This is a genomic window from Mycoplasmopsis bovis PG45 (assembly GCF_000183385.1).
GTDB classification, from domain to species: domain Bacteria; phylum Bacillota_I; class Bacilli_A; order Mycoplasmatales; family Metamycoplasmataceae; genus Mycoplasmopsis; species Mycoplasmopsis bovis.
This window is the reverse complement of record NC_014760.1, coordinates 830857-851356: the sequence shown is the minus strand read 5'-3', so window position 1 is coordinate 851356 and position 20500 is coordinate 830857. Positions and strand designations below refer to the sequence as shown.

At 28.7% G+C, this 20500-nt stretch carries 16 protein-coding genes; 5 read left to right on the top strand and 11 right to left on the bottom strand.

The annotated features are described in order from the left end of the window. Positions 1-70 precede the first annotated feature (70 nt). Positions 71-3043, bottom strand: a complete 2973-nt coding sequence (locus MBOVPG45_RS03590) for a lysylphosphatidylglycerol synthase transmembrane domain-containing protein (protein ID WP_013456422.1) — start codon at positions 3041-3043, stop codon at positions 71-73. Positions 3044-3110: 67 nt separating this feature from the next. Between MBOVPG45_RS03590 and fmt the strand changes: the two genes are divergently transcribed. Further along, on the top strand, positions 3111-3950 hold the full coding sequence (fmt, locus tag MBOVPG45_RS03585; protein WP_013456574.1) for a methionyl-tRNA formyltransferase: 840 nt from the start codon (positions 3111-3113) through the stop codon (positions 3948-3950). 155 nt (positions 3951-4105) lie between these two features. Here the strand turns inward: fmt and rplS are convergent, their stop codons facing one another. From rplS to MBOVPG45_RS03560, 5 genes are all read right to left on the bottom strand, one after another. Continuing rightward, on the bottom strand, positions 4106-4456 hold the full coding sequence (gene rplS, locus MBOVPG45_RS03580; RefSeq protein ID WP_013456054.1) for a 50S ribosomal protein L19: 351 nt from the start codon (positions 4454-4456) through the stop codon (positions 4106-4108). Continuing rightward, positions 4446-5129 (bottom strand): tRNA (guanosine(37)-N1)-methyltransferase TrmD, encoded by a 684-nt coding sequence (gene trmD, locus MBOVPG45_RS03575; RefSeq protein WP_013456497.1) that lies wholly within the window; start codon positions 5127-5129, stop codon positions 4446-4448. Before trmD ends, rplS begins: the two co-directional genes overlap by 11 nt. A 3-nt stretch (positions 5130-5132) precedes the next feature. Next, the gene (rpsP, locus tag MBOVPG45_RS03570) at positions 5133-5423 is read right to left on the bottom strand and encodes a 30S ribosomal protein S16 (protein WP_013455981.1); all 291 of its coding nucleotides are present in this window, start codon (positions 5421-5423) and stop codon (positions 5133-5135) included. A 138-nt stretch (positions 5424-5561) separates the two neighbouring features. Next, positions 5562-6503 (bottom strand): DNA adenine methylase, encoded by a 942-nt coding sequence (locus MBOVPG45_RS03565; protein ID WP_013456250.1) that lies wholly within the window; start codon positions 6501-6503, stop codon positions 5562-5564. Then, entirely contained in the window at positions 6485-7582 is a 1098-nt protein-coding gene (locus MBOVPG45_RS03560) for a DNA adenine methylase (RefSeq protein WP_013456178.1), read from the bottom strand. The genes MBOVPG45_RS03565 and MBOVPG45_RS03560 overlap by 19 nt, the downstream gene beginning before the upstream one ends. 121 nt (positions 7583-7703) lie before the next feature. Between MBOVPG45_RS03560 and MBOVPG45_RS03555 the strand changes: the two genes are divergently transcribed. Beyond that, positions 7704-9737, top strand: a complete 2034-nt coding sequence (locus MBOVPG45_RS03555) for an AlwI family type II restriction endonuclease (protein ID WP_013456255.1) — start codon at positions 7704-7706, stop codon at positions 9735-9737. Positions 9738-10170: 433 nt separating this feature from the next. Here MBOVPG45_RS03555 and MBOVPG45_RS03550 read toward each other — a convergent pair whose 3' ends face one another. From MBOVPG45_RS03550 to MBOVPG45_RS03540, 3 genes are all read right to left on the bottom strand, one after another. Next, positions 10171-12339, bottom strand: coding sequence for an ATP-dependent Clp protease ATP-binding subunit (locus MBOVPG45_RS03550; protein ID WP_013456128.1), 2169 nt, complete (start codon positions 12337-12339; stop codon positions 10171-10173). Positions 12340-12485: 146 nt separating this feature from the next. Then, entirely contained in the window at positions 12486-14645 is a 2160-nt protein-coding gene (locus MBOVPG45_RS03545) for a helix-hairpin-helix domain-containing protein (protein WP_013456434.1), read from the bottom strand. A 44-nt stretch (positions 14646-14689) separates the two neighbouring features. After that, positions 14690-15580 (bottom strand): MAGa7180 family putative nuclease, encoded by an 891-nt coding sequence (locus tag MBOVPG45_RS03540; RefSeq protein ID WP_013456606.1) that lies wholly within the window; start codon positions 15578-15580, stop codon positions 14690-14692. Positions 15581-15733: 153 nt separating this feature from the next. Between MBOVPG45_RS03540 and lysS the strand changes: the two genes are divergently transcribed. Further along, positions 15734-17203: a lysine--tRNA ligase gene (lysS, locus tag MBOVPG45_RS03535; RefSeq protein WP_013456485.1), complete on the top strand. Its 1470-nt coding sequence runs from the start codon at positions 15734-15736 to the stop codon at positions 17201-17203. 11 nt (positions 17204-17214) lie between these two features. Here lysS and MBOVPG45_RS03530 read toward each other — a convergent pair whose 3' ends face one another. After that, positions 17215-17940, bottom strand: coding sequence for a leucine-rich repeat domain-containing protein (locus MBOVPG45_RS03530; protein WP_013456027.1), 726 nt, complete (start codon positions 17938-17940; stop codon positions 17215-17217). A gap of 482 nt (positions 17941-18422) precedes the next feature. Between MBOVPG45_RS03530 and rplJ the strand changes: the two genes are divergently transcribed. Next, positions 18423-18926, top strand: coding sequence for a 50S ribosomal protein L10 (gene rplJ / locus MBOVPG45_RS03525; protein ID WP_013455953.1), 504 nt, complete (start codon positions 18423-18425; stop codon positions 18924-18926). A 26-nt stretch (positions 18927-18952) separates the two neighbouring features. Then, entirely contained in the window at positions 18953-19324 is a 372-nt protein-coding gene (gene rplL / locus MBOVPG45_RS03520; RefSeq protein WP_004024017.1) for a 50S ribosomal protein L7/L12, read from the top strand. Positions 19325-19458: 134 nt separating this feature from the next. On the opposite strand, the gene MBOVPG45_RS03515 is transcribed toward rplL, so the two are convergent. Next, entirely contained in the window at positions 19459-20103 is a 645-nt protein-coding gene (locus MBOVPG45_RS03515; RefSeq protein WP_013456028.1) for a coiled-coil domain-containing protein, read from the bottom strand. Positions 20104-20500: the final 397 nt, after the last annotated feature.

Here is a 20500-nt window from a genome sequence, read left to right as displayed (position 1 = left end):
TATCAAACAAGAAAAATGAAGCAAGCGCTTCATTTTTTACAACTATTGGCCTATAAAACAGACTTATATGCTAATTAACAAATATAAATGTTAATGATAAAGCAACTAAAGAAATCAAAATAAATGGGAACACAATTTTGTAATAAATTGATTTTGTTTTAATATTCCTGTTAGATGAATTGGTTGCTAATAATTTATGATTTTTGTTCTTCTTGCGATAATGATCTTGTCTTTTTTCGCCTATATATACCAAAATTAAGATTATAGCTGAAACAAGTGTGCCTATAACAACAAAGCCTAAAGTGTTTAAGGCAGTCATTATTGACGAATTAGCAAAGGCTGAAGCTCCATCATATGCAGTTGGTTGAATTGATTCTTTTATTAAGACTTTGTATAGATAGTCAGCAGTACCAGTTCCGCCCGGAGTAAATGAAATTGAGTTAGCAACCCTAATCATTGTGCTTTGAATTGTAAGATTTCAGTAGTATCCGTGCGGAACATCAGGCTTAACAATATTCAAAGCTTGAGCTTGAAATGCATTAAATGTTAATAATGATGGCACAAACTTAAGTAATATGAGTTCAAAAAAGTAATATGGATTTTTAAATGTTTTTCTGATACATTTATTAATGTTAAATAGTTCATATTCAAATTTTGCTTTAATTGCAAATGAATCATATGACTTTACAAAAGGTAAAATTTCAATTATTGCAATTAATGCTTTAAGCGAAAATCTCTGTAGTTTTTTGTTAAGTGTAATGACTAAAAGTATTGTGGTTCAGCCAGTATCGAAAATTAAGCCTAGTACTAGCATAACAATGAAAGTGATCGAACTAGGGTTTGAACTTACAAAGAAATTTGAAAAAGTACTTATACCAATTGGCACAAAGATTGCTGTTGAAATTATGTTGCCAAGTTGTCAAATAAATGAGTTAACAACAATTGCAGACATTAAAGAAGCTCGAGGAATATTCCGCCTTCTTAAGTATCAATATGTAGCAATATCTCCGCCAATTGATTTAGGTGTGATGGTTTGTACCACAATTCCGATAATTGTACCTACAAAAATGTCGCTTCACTTAATTTTGTCACCTTGTAGTGTAATAACCCGTTTAAAAATCAGGGCTTGAAAAATAGATCAAATAAATGCACCAAATGAAAGAAATACAAATGAAGTTCTAGCAATATAACCAGCATTTGTTGGCCGGGCAAATTCTGCAATATCATTCTTGACATATAGCTTTTTATAAAAAGCTCTAAATACTTCTGAAGGCCCACCAGAATTTGCGCCAAATTCATCTTTAAGATTATAAACAGAGTAAAAAAGGAAAATTATAATAGCAATTAAAAATAAAGAGTAGGCTAAATATTTCAAGAAGGACTTGACAGAAAATTTGCTTATAGTGTTTTCTTCTTTTAACTCGAGCAAGCCTTCCAACATTTCATTGTTTCTTACCACCATCATCGTTTCACCATTTTTCTCGCTACTTCTTTCAATGGTGTTGCAATAAAAAGTGATGGCTTTAGCTTGTTGATTATAGTGAATATATGCATATTCACGATTTCTAAAAGAAATTTTATATAGTGAATTTGATTCAATATTATTGTCATTTTCAATCTTTTGAACTCTGGTTATAAGTAAATTAGAACCAAATTTTGATGCTACTTTAATTCTTTCAAAAAATCTTACTGCGCCATCTAATTCTATTTCATAAGTATGAATGGTTAAATGATGCCTATTGTATTTTTTATAAATATCATTCAAAACCTCAAAAAGGTTTTGGTTTTTTTCATGCTTATAAAAATTAATCATTCTAAGCATCTCTAAAAAAAATAGGTTAGCATCGAATGAGTTTGTAAGACTATTGTTAGCAACAAATTCACTACTGCTAGTAAAAGCCATTATTAAATTTTTATCAGAATTTTCAGATATATATTTTCAAACATTAGATCTGTTAACAAATTCAAATACTTCAATATTATTTTCGCGTGCAATACTTCTAGTAAGGTCTCCAGAAAAATAGTTTTTTGCTATAAAAGCATTCTGAGGCAATTCTTTGTCAAATTCAGGATCATCATTAATCAAAAAATTTAAATATATTGCCGCTATTTCGTCAGGCTTAAAATATTTAAACACTGATTTATGTTTTATAGAAAAATTAAGTCCAGTTCCTTCCTCATTAATAATGAAATTGGCTTTTGAACCTTTTCCAATTCCTTTTCAGTTAACTCTTTCTAAATAATTATGGCGATTTGCATAGTAGAAATTAGCGTTTTTTGCCCTGTTTACAGCGAAAAACGGCAAATTAAAGTACTTAAGATTATCAACATAAAAATCTCTGTTTAGATATCTAGAAACATCAATTCCAAATGGAATTGACATATTGCTTAAGAATTTATTGCCGGCATATCTTTTGTGAATTTGTTCAATGTATTCATTAATTGCATCTGATAAGTGATAATTGTTGTCTAATGTGGGTAAATTTATATTCAAATAATCAACTGACTCAATGTAGCTAATCATTTTTTGCATATCACTTTTAGAAAAGGCAGAACCATCTGAATAATTAAATAAAATTTGTGCTCTTTTATTATTGCCTAGTGGATTTTGAAATGAAACAAAAGTATCGCAATTTTCCTTTAATGCTATAAACGACTTATAAACAACAGGTATACTAGATGAATTATCTGCTCTGATAATTGTTACATTTTGAGCTTTAAGCTCGCTCGCAAAAACTTCTAAAAGCAAGTTAGATGATTCGGAATTATCAGAAGAAAGAAACACTTTTTTGTTTTGCTTTTCAGATAGAAAATTATTATAAAAAGCCTTTGCAATCGCAACAGTTGTATACTCATTCAAATAGATAGTGCCCATTTCTAAATCAGCAGTAATTTTGTTACCAATTGCTTTGATGTTACCAGAAAAAGCGTCATTAATTCTATCTATTGATTTATTAGAATTAGACTTTCAAATACTATAAGAATAATTATTACTTAGTGAACTTTCTTTAACTCATTTATCATGAATAGGGTTTAAACTCATAATGCTCCTTTAGCAATGATGGTCTATAACTTCTAAATTATATTAAATAATTTAATAAAATTATTTTATGAAGATTTTATTAGCAGGAACACCAGAATTTGCTGTTCCAATTTTTGAAAAAATTATAAATAATTTTGAGGTTGTTGGAATTGTTAGCCAGCCCGACAAGCCAAATAAAAGGGGAAGAATTTTAACTAGCACACCAACCAAAGTATTGGCACAAAAATATAACATCAAATGTTTTCAGCCAGAAAAAATAGGTCAAATCGCGGATGAATTGAAGGCATTAGACTACGATTATTTAGTTACAGCTGCTTTTGGTCAATTGATTCCAACTTCAGTTTTGCAAATAGCTAAAAAATTAAATTTAAATGTTCATGGATCAATATTGCCTAAATATAGAGGGGCAGCGCCAGTTCAGCATGCTTTATTAAATAATGACAAAACAACTGGTGTCTCACTTATGGAAATAGTTAAAGCTATGGATGCGGGGGACGTTTTTGCCAAAATTGAATTTGAAATTGATGAAAGAGATACTGCATCAAGCTTGTTGTGTAAAATTAGCTTGTTATCAGCAGAAAAAATAGTTGATTGACTTAATAAAATCGATAAGGGTGAACTAGCAAGAGAAGTACAAGACGAAAGTAAAGTAACTTTTAGCCCTAAATTAAACAAAGAGGATGCTGAAATAACTAAAGATCTAACTTGCGATGAAGCAATTAACAAAATAAGGGCATATGAATATAATCCAGGTGCATATATACACATTAATGATAAAAGAGTTAAGCTGTTTTTTGCCACTAAAAAAGTTGTGAAAGCAGGCCTTAAAATTGATCAAGCTGATGGTAGCATTTATGCTGTTGACTATCAATTTGATAGCAAAAAGAGAGTAAAGTTAGAATACTAATATAACACTAAAAAGCTTTGTTTATAGTACTAAAAGGTATTTTTGACAGTATTATGCTTTATTAAAATCAAGATGAATATCTTTAACTTTTACTTTAGAAGATAACAAAAAAGGCACCAGAATAAAAATGGTGCCTTTGATATTTCTTGTTTAAATTATCTCTTAATTTCTTTAAGGCGAGCTGATTTACCTGAACGATTTTTCATGTAGTAAAGTTTTGCTCTTCTAACTTTGTTAGATCTAACAACTTCAATAGCTGAAATTAATGGTGAGTGTAGTGGGAAAGTTCTATTAACACCAATTCCGAATGAGATTTTTCTAACAGTAAATGTTTCTCTGGTGCCTGATTCTTTTTTGCTAATTACTAAACCTTCAAAAATTTGGATACGTTCTTTTCCACCTTCACGAATACGAACGTGAACTTTAACATTGTCTCCAACACGAAATTCTGGGAAGTCTGTACGCAATTGGTTTGCTTCTACTAATTCGATTAATTTATTTCTCATGATTAATCCTTTCAATAATATCTGGACGATTTTTTAAAGTCTTTTTGTATTTAGCTTCTTTCCTTCATTTTTCAATTTCTGCATGATTGCCATTTAGCAAAACCTCAGGCACAGCCATACCCTTGTATTCGCGGGGGCGTGTATACTGTGGATAGTCTAATAATCCATCGCCTTCGAATGATTCATATTCATGGCTTTCTTTACGAATTACGTTGTCAATAAGTCTTATTATTGAATCGGCCATCACCATTGAAGGTAACTCACCACCAGTTAGTACATAGTCTCCAATAGATAACTCTTCATCAACTATTTGTGTAACTCGTTCATCAAAACCTTCGTATCTGCCTGAAATAAAGGTTATTTGGTCAAGTTTAGATAACTCATGAGCCTTTTTTTGATTGAAAACTTTGCCTTGCGGAGAAACTAAAATTTTATATCCACCTCTGTTATGCAATGAATCTAAAGCTCTGTCAATTGGTTCAATTTGCAATAACATTCCTTGACCGCCACCATAAGTTTCATCATCAACTTTATGATGTTTATCTAGACTGAACAATCTAAAGTCAACAATATTAATATCTATAAGTTTATTTTCAATTGCTTTAGCAACAATAGATTCTTCAGTAAAGGGGGCAAAATATTTAGGAAAAAGCGTTAAAAAATTAATCTTCATAAATTATTTTTGTTCTTGTTTAGCAGCAATTTTTTCACTTTTTAGTACAGAATTAATTTTTTCGTTAAGTTTTTGAGTTTTGAAAAGGTTGTAAACAGTTTGTGTTAGTTGTGCACCATTTTTAATTCATTGAATAGCAGCTTCTTCATTAATTCTTAGAGCTTTTGAGTGAGGGTTATATTCACCAATAGCTTCTATAAATCTTCCATCACGTGGAGCACGAGCATCTGCTACTACAATTTTATAGCAAGCATTAAACTTGCTTCCAAGACGTTTAAGTCTAATTTTAACCATAGTTAGCTCCTTTTTTTAAATATTTAGGTGTCAAGCACCATTGCTTGACAGCATAAGTAATTCTATTTTATATCAATAATAAAAAAATGCAAGAAATATTTTATGTAATATGCAATTTGCGCAAAATTAAAAAATAAATTACTTTGATTTAAAATTAGTAATTAAAACTTCAACTGTTTTTTGTTTATTTTTTTTCTGATAGTTCGAATTATTGTAGTTAGAATCTAAATAGTGCACATAATATTTTTTCATTCACTGTTCAAGAATTCTATTAACCTTTCCATTATGAATTAAGACATTGCTTAATGCAAACTTTACATTCTTATTGTGTATCTTATTAAGATTGTTATATAGCTCAATCTCTTTTTTTTCATTCCATAAATTATTTTCATTATATGGTGCCATAGAAATTAAATAAGGAGGGTCTATATATAAAAAATCATTTTTGCTAAATTGATTATCTAAAAAGAATTCATAACTTTGTGATGTAAAACTCAAATTTTTGCTAATCATTTCTTTTTTAAAATTTATAAATTTGTTTTTTAATGATTTATTAAAATCTCTCTTGCCACATGGAGTATTAAAATATCCACTTTTATTAAATCTTATTTGATTATTAAATGCAAACGCAATTAATACATAAAAAGCAACATTTTTGTTTATATTGGATAGTGTACAATGATTAAAACTTTCTCTTAATTTAATATAAGAACTATTGTTGATTTTTTTCAATCCAATTGAGGAGTCCGTTCCATAATATTTATAACCATTCTTTGATGTGTCAGAAAGTTCATATTCAACAATAACTTTTTGGATTTGCTCAATTAATTTTTCTAATTCTGTTTCATAAATAAAACGGTATAAATTTATTAAACTATCATTTATATCATTAACAACTATTTTGTTTGCTTTAATGTTAATTGCTACATCACAACCGCCGGCAAATAAGTCATAAAAAGTATCGATATTTTTAGGGAAATAACGAACAATCTGATTTAACAATTTATACTTTCCACCAATATAATTTAAGGGAGATTTAATATATTTATCTTGAGTAATATCTATTTTTTTGTCACGCATAAATACAAAATTTCTCTATGATTATTAATTTTTGATTTTCCAGTTGTATAAGGATTATGTACAGATTCAAAAACTGTAACTTTTCCTTTTAATTTTAATGTATCAATTATTTGATTATGTGTAATTTTATTGTTAGATCTAGCATTGCCTTTATTTTCCATATTGCTAAATGAGACAAGTATGTATTTTGCATGTACATTTTCAATAAGATCTGTAAAGGCATTAAATGCATTTTTAGTGCAATAAAGCGAATTTTTGTCTTTTCTATTAACCATCTTAGAAGCCACGCCTTCAACTTCTGGTTTTTTTCATGTTATTATGTTTTCAACTAGATGATAAGCACTTGAATATTGTCTTGAGTTATAAGGCGTATCAATATAAACTAAATCAGCTTTGATATGTCTTATAAGTTGGTTTGCGTCTTCGCAAAAAATTTTATTCCCATTATTATTTGCAGAAAGGTCCGGTAATTGTAAAAACAAATGCTTGTCAATGATATTTCTTTTAATGTAAGCATCATAGTGTCCAGTAGTATTTGCAATTTTATCCATGGCATACAATAGCGACGTGAGAAGTATGTCTTTCTCTCTCTTATTTACTTTGTAGGAATCAATTTTTTCTCTTATTAACCCAATTTTCATTGCGTTATATTCACTAAAATATTTATTTCCAAAATTTTCAGAAACATAGTTTGGATAAATGGGATTTAGGTTATTTAATTCATCTAATAACAATTTGATTTTATTAATGTCTACTTTCTGATTTCCAAATCATGCGTTATAGCACACAAAGTTAGATTCTAAAATATCATTAATAATAATTTTCTTATTTAATTGTTGAAACATATAACTTACAACGCCGGTTCCACCAAAAATATCTGCAAAAGTGTCAATGTCGTTGAGTTTGTCTTTAATTGCATGATAAATAAAGTATAGAAGTTTAGTTTTGGCTCCTAAGTATCTTCTACTTTTTATATTTACTCTATCATTATTAATACTAGAAAAAGTAAATAATGGGTCTGTGCTGAAAGCAGGGTTGATTTGTTCATTAAACAGTTGTTTTAATAATTTTTTTTCCATCCACACCCCCTATACTTATATATATTTTATAATATCAACAGCATATATCAAAAAGTTTCATTTTTTGACATTTAATGTATAGCCTTTATAAAAAAACCACATTTTATCAAAGGAGAAAATAATGAAATTAAAACACAAAAACAGTATTTTTAACATGGGTGACACATCAATAAGAGTACATGAAATCGTTGAAATTAATTTTATTTTACTTAATCTTATAGATAAATTTATGAAACGCAATAAAATTTGGGACAAGAAAGAACAAGAAAATTTTTATCAATTATTTATAAATGAAATAATAAACTTAGAACGAAATTATGGCCAAAAATTGTTTAAAAAATTTAGCAGAACAAGTGATAAAGAAGTTGATGAATCTAAGCAAGGTTTAAGAGCAAGAACACTAACCAATAATTTGATGAAAATTGGTTTCATTAACAAGGACAGAAAAATAAGCGATGTGGGTTATTCATATTTATATGGTTCACTTAAGAATCCTGACAGAATAGAATCGTTGCTTAATTTATCTACCCATAACTTGGTATATTTAAGACAATTATTCAAGACAAAAATTTATGATTCTGAAAGTGATGAATACTTTTATAACTTTAGATTTGCAATTAAATTTTTATCAAAGTATACAGGCATAAGTCAAAATCATTTTTTAACAATTATAGAATCTATTAGACCTACACAGAGCAACAAGGAATTAAACCATATCATTGATGATTACCAACAAGTTTATTACAATAAATTGTCGTTTGATGATTTTTATAAAAATAATTTTACTCACCTGTTTATATCGCATGTAGATATAGACAAGGCTGAATCATTGTTGCAGAATGATAAATTTGATTTTGATGAATTTTCTTCATTGTTCACCAACAAAAAAACGACAAAATCAGTAAAAGAATATTTAAATTTTGTCAATACACTTATCAATTTTAATAACAATCCTAGCAAAGAAAACATGGATTTATTAATTCTATCTTCAAAAAAAGATGTAATAAAAAAAGCATTCGGCTCTAATTCAACATTATTTAAATACAATTCAAAAGACACTGTTGACAGTTTTATAAGCAAAAATAAAAATGACACGCTTTTACTAAAACCAATAAACAAAATTTACATTGAATTTATTATGAATAAAACAGCAGATATTATTAGAGAGTATTCTGACATGTGCAAAAGATTGTTTGAGATCTCCGGATTAATTAGCTTTAACAATGGAATAGTTAAATTGAACCAAAGTTGGATAATAACACCATTACTATCTTTTTTATCTGATAAATTCACATTAAGAGGAAGAGACTCATATTTGGACTACGAAAACAAAGACAATAGCGTTTGATTTAGCGATTTATCTTTATGCGAAATTTTTGGTATTAATGGCAATGATATAGATGCAATAATGAATTTAATTAAAAAACAAATCGGCTTTGGCGATGGAAGTTATGATTTTAAATTTAATTTAGAACTAAAAAATGAAGAAGAATTTAGGGACTATATATACAAAAAGTTTCCTAAGAAAAAAGTTATTGAAATTTTACAAAATATTGACACCAGAAATGACGAATTCGTATTTAATTTAGTTACAAGAAACGCAACAATACCCACAATTTACGAATATATTCTAACAATTGCATGATTCTACATATCTGAATCAAAAAATTACAACTTGCATAAATGCTTTGGGGTCACATTGGATGGGAACCATTTACCCATAATACATAATTCAGGTTACAAAGGGGATATAGAAATTTTTACCGATAAATACTCATTACAAATTGAAGCTACATTAGTTAATAAATATAATCAAAAAAGAGCAGAATTAGAACCAGTTATTCGACACGCAATTAATTTTGAAAGTAAGAACTATGCACCACAAACAATTTATATAGCCAATGAATTGGATGATAATGTTATAAATATTTTTAGAGCTTCACAGTTTATAGAATTTAAAGATACAACCAGCAATATGCGACATGTTTATGGTGTTAACATCTTTGCATTTACAACAAATGAGATAATAAGGATATTAGATAGTGATATCACCGATACGGAAATTTTAAATGTCATTAATAAACACAAAAATAATACTCCTATATTTATAAAACAAGGGTGACGAGAGCACGTTTTAAGCGATTTATTTTCATAATTTATAAAAGGCACTTCAAATTTACAATAGGACATAAAAGCAGACATTAAATTATTTTTTACAAAACACCTTACACAACTTCTAAGGAGTTTTGTAATTGAATTTTTTAACATTCTTTCTTTATTATATCAATCAAGGAAGTTATTTATGCGATGCTTAAGTTTACTACCAGATTCCTTAAACTTATCCTTTTGATCTTTTTAATTTCATCATCTGTAAAAATTATTCTTATTATTTTAATTAAGTCATCTTTATTTAAAAGCATTTTTGGTTACTTTCCAGATCCATATCTTTTATACTTTGCAATAAAAATTTTCATTCACTAAGTTCAATTGTTTAGCCATTTTTGCACCACCAACAAAAAAAACATCAACATGCATGCTGATGTCTACTTTTTTGTCCTAGTGTAAAATTTTTAGCGTTTTTTGTAGTTCTACTTAACTTTTGAAACTATGAATTTGTTGGCGAAAACTGTGATTTCGTATTCATGATTCTTTTGAATTGAACCATCAATTATTTGATAAGCTAATACACTTTCTATGTTGTTTTGTATGTATCTTTTTATTGGACGAGCGCCAAAGTTTTCATCATATGCATTCTTAGCTATATATTCAACTAATTTTGGTGAATATTTTAGTGTAACTTCCTTGCTGTCATAAATTCTTTTAATTAATTTTTGAAGCTCTAATATAACAATTTGTAGAATATCTTGTTCTTGTAATTGATTAAATTTGACTATTTCATCAATTCTATTTACAAATTCCGGGCTTAAGAATTTAAGTAACTCTGCTTTAAGACTAGGAATTTGGTCTAATGCTTCATTTAATTCTGTGTTTGATGCTATATTAGAAGTCATAATGATAATTAAATTTCTACAGTTAATTACTCTTCCTGTTGAATCTGTAAAGGCTCCATTATCTAGAATTTGTAGCAAGATATTTAAAACATTTCTATCAGCTTTCTCAATTTCATCAAAAAGTAAAATTGTGTAAGGATTCTTTCTAATATTCTCAGCTAATGAACCGCCTTGATCAAAGCCAACATAACCTGGAGGCGCACCTATTATTTTCGACACGCTGTGTTTTTCCATATATTCAGACATATCTAATCTAATCATTTGCTTTTCACTGTCAAATAAAGCAAATGCTAAGGCTCTTGCTAATTCAGTTTTACCAACTCCCGTTGAGCCAGTGAATAGAAAACTTGCTAGTGGTCTATTAGGATCATTAATATTCGCCTTTGCCCTTAAAACAGCCTTAGACACCAAATTAACTGCTTCATCTTGACCTTTAATTCTAGCTCTTAATTCGTTTTCTAAATTTAGCAATTTTTGCTTATCAGTTTCTAATAACTTAGTTACTGGAATCATAGTTCATTTAGAAACTATTCCTGCAATTTCTTCAGCAGTTACACTGTTTTTTATTAATGTTGAATCACTAAAAGAAATTTTTTCTTCTAATTCTTTAATTTTTTTCTCAATTTTAGGAACTTCAGAATATTCTAATCTAGAAGCATCTTCATATTTAGTTTCTCTTTTATAAATATTAATTTTGTATCACAAGTCATCTAAATATTTTTTCAATTTCGACAAGTCTTCTAACTCATTTTTTTCTTCGTTTCACTTATTTTGTAATTTAGAAATTTTTTGATTAGCAGATTTTATTTCATCTTCTAGCTCACGTATTCTATTTTTATGCTTTTCCTTATCTTCTTCATTTAAAGCAATTTTTTCCATATTTAGTCTTGTTACTAATTGCTTTACTTTTTCCAATTCTTCTGGTTCATAGTTAATTTCGGTTTTTATGGTTGCCGCAGCTTCATCAACTAAGTCAATAGCTTTATCGGGTAAAAATCTGTCTGAAATGTAACGAGAGCTTAATTTTGCGGCAGCAACTAAGGCATCATCTTGGATTTTAACATTATGATAATTTTCAAATCTACCCTTAATACCACGCAGAATTGTAATAGTGTCATCAATTGAAGGCTCTAAAATATCAACCTTTTGCATACGTCTTTCTAAGGCTGCATCTTTTTCTATATATTTTCTATATTCATTATAGGTTGTAGCTCCTATTAGGTGCATTTTACCCCTAGCCATTAGTGGTTTAACAATATTAGCTGCATCCATACCGCCATCAGCATTTTTACCTGTGCCAACCAACATATGAATTTCATCAATAAACACAATTATTTCACCATTAGAATCTTCAATTCTTTTTAATACGTCTTTAAGTCTTTTTTCAAACTGACCTTGAAACTGAGCGCCAGCAATTAAACTTGCTAAATCTATTTCATACACATCTTTATTCTTAAGGTTTTCAGGAACTTCACCTTCAACAATTTTTCTAGCCAAACCTTCGACAATTGCTGTCTTACCAACTCCAGGCTCGCCGACCAAGACGGGGTTATTTTTAGTTTTACGACTTAAAATACGAATTAAACGTCTAATTTCATCATCTCTATTGATAACAGGCTCTAATTCATGTTTAGCTGCTAAATCAGTTAGATTACGACCATAAATTTTAAGTGGATCATTTTCAGCACTTTTATTTTTATTATTGTCTGAGATGTTGTTAAATAAATCTTCAAAGTTAAATTCCATAATATACCTCCATGACAATCTAATAATAACAATCTAATACAAATATTTTAGCACTTTAAATGTTAGAGTGCTAAAAAATTCAAGAATTTTGTGCTCTTGAATTATGTTTTATTGTTGATAATAATTATTATTTGACTGTTTTATAGTTATTCTGGTCAAATTAGCTTGCCCTGAATTTTGTCATTTTCTTTGTTAATTTCTATTATTTCTAATGTCACAACGTCACCAGGTTTAACTAAATCTTTAGGATGAGCTACATAATGAGTTGGACTCTTTTTCATTTTAGAAATATGAACTAACACAGCTTGCTTAATCCCTATATAAACAAAGATTCCAAAGTCAGTAATATTTTGAACTGAGCCATCTAAAATCATACCAACCTTAAGATCTTCTAAATTAAGAATGTCTTTTTTAAGTTTATAGCCTTCTTTTTCATCTCTGATATCTTTAGTTGGGTTTATAAGTGAGTCGATAATTAACTTCACATCATATTCATTAGAGCCAAATTCGGTGGCCAATTGCTTAACATCAGCATTTTTAAGTGATTCTGAATTTATATTATCTAAGTCAATTTGAAGTTTATTAACAATTTTTTTCGCTAATTCATATGATTCTGGGTGGATGCTTGTTCTATCAAAGAAGTTATCTGAATCGTGAATTCTTAAAAAACCAACAGCTTGTTCATAAGTGTTTGCACCAAGAGATTTAACTTTAAGTAATTCTTCACGATTGTTAAATTTGCCTATTTTACTACGGTATTCAATAATATTTTGTGCAAGTTTACTATTTAGACCTGAGACAAATTTAAGTATTTGTGCTGAAGCAGTGTTTAAATCAACCCCCACTAAGTTAACTGCTTTGTCAACTTTAAACTCTAATGCTTGCGAAAGTTCTTTTTGATTCACATCATATTGATACTGACCTACTCCAATAGATTTCGGGTCAATTTTTATTAATTCATTCAATGGATCTTGGAATCTTCTACCAATATTGATTGCACTTCTTTCTTCAACATTTAGGTCAGGAAACTCTTTTATAGCTATATCAGAAGCTGAGTAAACTGAAGCCCCAACCTCAGACACTATTGCAAATTGTAAGTCTACGCTTTTATTTGCGTTTTCTCTTTCTTTAATAACTGAGGCAATGAATTGTTCGGTTTCCCTAGAAGCTGTACCGTTGCCAATTACAATTATATTTATAGGATATTTATCCAGAAATTTGTTAATTGTTCTAGCAGCGTTTTCGGTTCTAGATTGTGGAGGGTTAGGATACATTATTCCTTTTTCAATAAAATTACCTTGAGGGTCTAATATGGCTATTTTACAGCCATTAACGAACGCAGGGTCTATTGCTGCTACTCACTTATTTTTGACAGCAGGGAATAAAAGCATTGTTTCAACATTTTCAGCAAAAAGTTTGATTGCTTCACTTTCAGCTCTTGCAAAAAGATCGGATTTAATTTCTCTAATAATTGATGGAAGAATTAATCTTTCTAGACTATCGATAATTGAAGCGTGGATAATCTTGCCAGTTTGCTTTATTTTAAAGTACTTTTGGTTCAAGTCATAAGTTATTTTTGCTTTGTTAAATTCTTCAATATTGTATGAAATAATCTTTAAGCTTTCAGCCCTAGAAATAGCTAGAACCCTATGATTTGGAATTCTATTAACTCTTTCCTTGTGATCATAATACATATGGAAGATTTCTTTTTCATCCTCAGCATCTTTTTTCTTTTTGGTAACGATAAAACCATAGTTGTAAATTTGATTTTTAATCATTTCACGATTTGAAACATCTTGCGAAATGATTTGACTAATAATATATTGAGCTTGTTCAATAGCAAACTCAACGCTTTGCACCTTTTCAGTAAGGTAATTTTCAGCTTCTCTATATGGATTAAATTTTGGATTGTCTGATTCTAAAATTAATTTTGCTAAAGGTTCTAAGCCTAATGCAATAGCTTCAGTTGCTTTAGTTTTCTTACCAACTTTAAATGGCTCATAAATATTTTCTAAGGCAGCTTTAGTATCTACTTCATCGATTTTAGCTTTCAATTCAGGTGTTAAAAGTTTCTTTTCTTCTAAAATTTTGACAATCGCTTCCTTACGCTTATTTAGCTCAATATTGTAGATATACATTTGATGAATTTCTTGAATAATTTCTTCATCTAGCCCGCCTGTCAAGGCTTTACGATATCTAGCAATAAAGGGAACTGTTGCTCCTTCATTTAATAAATTCAGCACCACTGAAACTTGGTCTTCATTAAGCTTAAGCTGATTAGCTACGTATGTAATTGATATGTTCATAATTACCTCTATTTTCTCAAAAATGCTATAAAACAGGGATTTTATTAAAATGATTCAAATGGAAAATCATTATCAATTTTACCCATTTCTTTTCATTTGTCAAAAAGTTCTCTTCTTTCGGTTTCATTTTTGCATCTAAGATAGTCCACCTGATCTTTGTCATGAATTAAATCATACTTAGGCGATTTCTTTTCTTTTAAAACGCTATATCTTTTATGAAACTCTATTATTTTTTGAATGTCATCTTTGATTTGCATTTGTAAATCCAAATTATTTTTTAATGAATAATGGAATGCTTCAATTTTTCTTTTTGAGACGTCAACATTTTCGGGCTTGTCATAATCATCATCATTTAAAAAGCAACCTACAATAATATAAGAATCGTAGCCTAGAAGGCTTGCATATAGCTGTGCTTGTTTTTTATAGGCAAGAGGAACACCATCTTTTTTTAATTTATTAGCTTGACCGTTTAAAGTTCAAGAATCATAGTTTTTTATATTAGTTGTTTTAATTTCAAAAACAATTTTTTCATTTTCAGCTAAAGCATCTGGCACACCACCAATAATATCTAAATTTTTAAAGTAGTCATAATCAACATCTTTTGCTTCAATATGCTTGATTATAGTGCTTTTAAGCAATTTTTTGGTGTAAAATTCTTGCAAATTATCAATGATTTTAGGCTCTAAAATTTGACCAGCATAAACATATTTTTTTTGTAAAACAGGAAGAGCTAATCTAGCTATATGACAAAAAGCCTTAAACTCGCTATTAAAACGATCGGGTGTCAAAATATTTGATATTGATGAACCGCCTAGCTTTTTAAACTTTAAAAATTTATTTGTTCCTAATAACTGCTCTTGAAATTTATCCATCAAGATAACTTGATGATTTACTTCATCTAATGTGTAGTGCACACCATTATAGTATTTAGCCATTTGTTAACCTCATAAGTAATAACAGTCATTATGTATTATATTTTAAAATTAGTAAATAAATGGGACTAGTGGGTATTTTTTACCATCATTTATAATATTCATATAAGATATATAAGATATATAAATCTTTTGTTTTGGAGATAATGATTAATAATGGAAAAATACACAGAGCAAGAGCAAGTAAGACGTAATAAATTAAATTTTTATATTGAAAATAATATTGCTCCATTTAAAAAAGCATATGACTTAGGAAAATTAGTTTTAAGTCAAGAAATAGTTGATAAATATAGCTCATTTTCTAGAGAAGAATTGGAAGAAAAAAACATCAGCATTAATGTAACTGGCAGATTAATGACTGTTAGAGGACCATTTTTAGTTTTAAAAGATTCTAAAGGCCTAATTCAGGTGTACTTTAATAAAAAAAGTGATGAGAATTTAGCTAAAATAGTAGCTACTTTTGACATCGGAGACATTTTATGAGTTAGTGGCACAATTATGAAAACTCATACTGATGCGCTCACCTTAAAGTGCAATAAAATAGAGCTTTTGACTAAAGCACTTAAGCCATTGCCTGAAAAATATCATGGCCTAGTTGATACTGAAGAAAGATATAGACGTAGATGAGTCGACTTAATTACTAATGATGAGTCAAAAAACAAATTCATTCTGAGGACAAAAATAGTTAAGTGAATTAAAGAATACTTTGATAATTTAGATTACTTGGAAGTCGAAACTCCATTTTTACAAGACTATGTTTCAGGTGCTGCGGCTAAGCCTTTTACAACTCACCACAATTCGCTAAATCAAGAATTTGTGCTAAGAATAGCGACAGAAATTCCTCTTAAAAAATGTGTTGTAGGCGGTTTGGAAAGAGTTTATGAATTAGGTAGAATTTTTAGAAATGAAGGCTATGACACAACTCATAACCCTGAGTTTACAACAATTGAATTTTATGAAGCATACTCAAATGTTGAAGGTATGATGGATAGAACTGAAGAATTATTCAAGGTTTTATGTCAAAAATTGGGCAAGTCTGTTTTCGTAAATAATGGCATTGCTATTGACTTATCACAACCATTTAAAAGAGTAAATATGGTTGATGCTGTTAATGAAAAAACTGGTAAAGACTTTAGAAACATAAGCCTTGATGAAGCTATTTTAGAGGCTAAAAAGCACAATATAAAAATTGAAAAATTTTGAACAACAGGTCATATTATCAATGCTTTGTATGAAGAATTAGTTGAAAGCTCATTAATTCAGCCAACTTTTATATATGGTCATCCAATTGAAGTGTCGCCACTAAGTGCTAAATCTAGCGATCCTAGATTTACTGAAAGAGCAGAATTATTTATAAATACCAAAGAATATGCAAATATGTATACTGAGTTAAGTGACCCAATTGACCAATTAGAAAGGTTTAAAAGTCAAATTGACGAAAAGAAAGCCGGTAATGATGAGGCTAGCGATATTGACTGAGACTTTGTTGATGCTTTAGAATATGGCATGCCACCAACAGGCGGATGCGGCATTGGAATTGATAGATTAATTATGCTTCTAACAGAAACTAGTTCAATAAGAGATGTGTTGTTATTCCCTACACTTAAAAGAGTTAATAAAAAATAAACGAAACCCGTTTATTTTTTTTCAAAAATTATTTGATTGTCTTTTAGTCCTATAAAAATGGCAAATTCGGATTTTTTATCAGCACCAATGACAGTAGATTCCTTAAGATTTTTTATCTCTAACTTAAACGATTCCTTTAAATTAGCAAAAGCATATTGTCCTATGTTAAGCTTGTTATTGTTATCTAAATTTGAATTCAATATTACTGAAAATTTATCATTTTGTATATTAGCAAAGGCATATGAAGCGATAAATGAAAGTTTATTAGGTAGGGTAATTTTTTCTAAATTAGTGTTAGCAAAAGCACTAATATTTATAGCCTCTAGTTCTGAATCATTGCTGAACTTAATTGTTGTTAATTTAGAACTACCAGCAAATGCTCTGTCACCAATAAATTTTATATTTTTAGAAAACTCCACTTTTTCTAGGTTGGTCAAGTTTATAAACGATTCTGAGCCAATTGAATCAACAATATATTCAGTATTCTTAAACTTAACCTTCTCAGGAATTTTAATTACTTTGCTTTGAGCGACTATATTATTAGAATCGTCGAAAAAGGCACGATTATAGGCTGTTATGGTTGCCCTATTGTTTGAATTAATATCAAAGTAGAATAACTTAGTGTTTTCATCTAGCCTAATTTCTGATTTATTTTTATCTTTGCAGCCAGCAGAAACTAAAGGCACTGTTAGTGCAACTGGAAGCAAAGTAAAGCCTAATTTATGTATCTTTTTCATAATAACTCTCCTAATAATTGCTAACATTTTTATTAATTTGCATTATACACAATTTATTAATGCTAATGTTTGTACAAAATCAATAGTTGCTAATTTATAAATTCTTAAATTAAAAAGCACCCTATGCTTACTCGGGATGCTTTTTAATTGCCTTTGTTAAAATTTGAGTAGTTAATCAAAAAAAGAAAGGCTTTTATTTTATATATGATCAAATATATTATACTACTAAAATTAAGAACACCACAAAATTAGTTTGCAGTGCTTTTAAAGTTTTTGATAGAAATAAAACAAAAGAAAGGCATATTTATTATACACAAGATTTTTACTTTGAAAAAATAAATTTATTATAAAATATAAATACAATACATAAAGACAGTAACTGCCTAGCTTAATATGTTACCGAGTGTATATCTTAGTTTTTCTATAACTATTATTGTCTATTGTATTGGAACTCTTTATTTATTATGAAAGGGGGAAATTTGATGCATACAATCAAAGAAACAGCAAACAGATTAGCAAAAATTGAAACAGTTGAAGAAATTAGTCAAAAAATTTCTACAGCTAAAGGATTCGTTGTTGCTGAATATCGTGGTTTAACTGTTGCTGACCTTAAAAACTTACGTGTTAGTGCCAAAAAATTAGGCATTGAAGTTAAAGTTTATAAAAATAGATTGTTTAAGTTAGCAGCTAAGAAAGCTGGTTATGATCTTGATGAACATTTAGTTGGTCCTAACCTATTTGTATTTAGCAATCTAGAAGATAATGCAGCTGCTAAAGTATTAGTTAAATTTGCAAAAGAAAACAAATTATTAGTACCTAAAGCTGGTGTATTTGAAAATAATGTTATTGATGCAAAAGGTGTTGCTGAAGTTGCTTCATTACCAAACTATGAAGAAGCATTATCAATTCTTGCACGTTCACTTATTGCTCCATTACAACAACTCTCTCTTTCTTTAAAACTATATAGTGAAAAAGAAAGTGAATAATACTTTTTAAAGAAAGGATTAATATCATGGCAAAATTAACAAAAGAATCATTTATTTCTTCATTAAAAGAAATGTCAATTAAAGAAGTTATGGAATTAGTTGAAGCAATGAAAGAAGAATTTGGTATCGACCCTTCTGCTGTTGCTGTTGCTGCTGCTGCACCTGCTGCTGAAGCTGAAGAAAAGAAATCAACACTTTCAGTTATTCTTAAGTCTGACAATGGTAAAAAACTTGCTATTGTTAAAGCAGTTAAAGAACTTCTTAACCTTGCATTAATGGATGCAAACAAACTAGTTTCAACACTTCCTGCTACATTAAAAGAAAACATTCCTGCTGCTGAAGCTGAAGCTTTAAAAGCTAAATTAGTTGAAGCTGGCGCTGATGTTGAATTAAAATAATAAGGCAAATTAAAAATCTGACCGTGAGGTTAGATTTTTAATTTGCTTAGTGCTTTAACAAAAAACAGAGCATTTACGCCAAAGGCTCTGTCTTATACTAATATAAAATTATTGTAAGATTGATATATTTAAGATTAAGCAACTGTTTTGATTTTATTTTTTAGTTCTGTGACTTGTTTTTCTAAATTTTCAATTAACATATCTTTATTTATAATTTCTAGATCATTTTTAGCTTGTGTAACTTTTGAATAAAGAGCCTCGTATTCATTATACTTTTCCATTAGCTTTGTATTAAGATCTTGGCTATTTTTTTCCACTAATTCTTTCTCTATTTTTTGGTATTCATCTTCAAGTTGCTTAACTTTATCACTGTTTTCATTTACTGTTTTCTCTAATTCAGCTTTCTTGGCCCTAAGATCAGTAAGTTCTTTTTCTAATTTAGTAAGCATTTGTTTGTTTTGCTCATTGTCTTGTGAATTAGAATCATCCTTGTTTGAATTTGGCGATGGTGTAGCATTTTCATTTGGCATAGGAGTGTTGTTATTGTTAGTATTAGTTCCATTATTTTGACCAGGTTTTGATTGATCATTATTAATCTTATTGTCATCTTCATTGGTGCTACCATTATGAACAATAATTTTGTCATTTTGACTCTTATTGTTTGCATTAGGTTTCTTAGTTTCTGAAGCCGAGTTATTCTGGTTAACATTTGTGCATGTTGCTGAAATTATTGGAAGTGAAATTAGTGCTGGTAATGTCATTAAAAATTTAGATTTCATTTTTCTCCTAAAATAAAAACTCTAAAATAAAAACTTTGAATATTCTTTTAATATACACAAAAAATAAAAAATTGCCAAATTAAAGTTAGTAAAAAAATCTAAATTTATTAGCAACTATGGAAAATTTCCAGTTGCAAGCTTAGTATTATTTTGTCATTCGTTTATAGTTTATGCAAACATACAAATAATGTAGAATTTACTTACAAAACCAGATAAAAATAAAAATATCAGATAAAAATGAATATATTTTTGGCTAATTATCCTGTAAAACAGGCATAAACAGCAACATATTATTATAAAATTATTTTGCTTATAAAATAAATGATTTTTGTATACAAAACTTACAATTATGGTAAACTTTAACTATTAAATTTAATACTTTATAAAAAAGTATTGA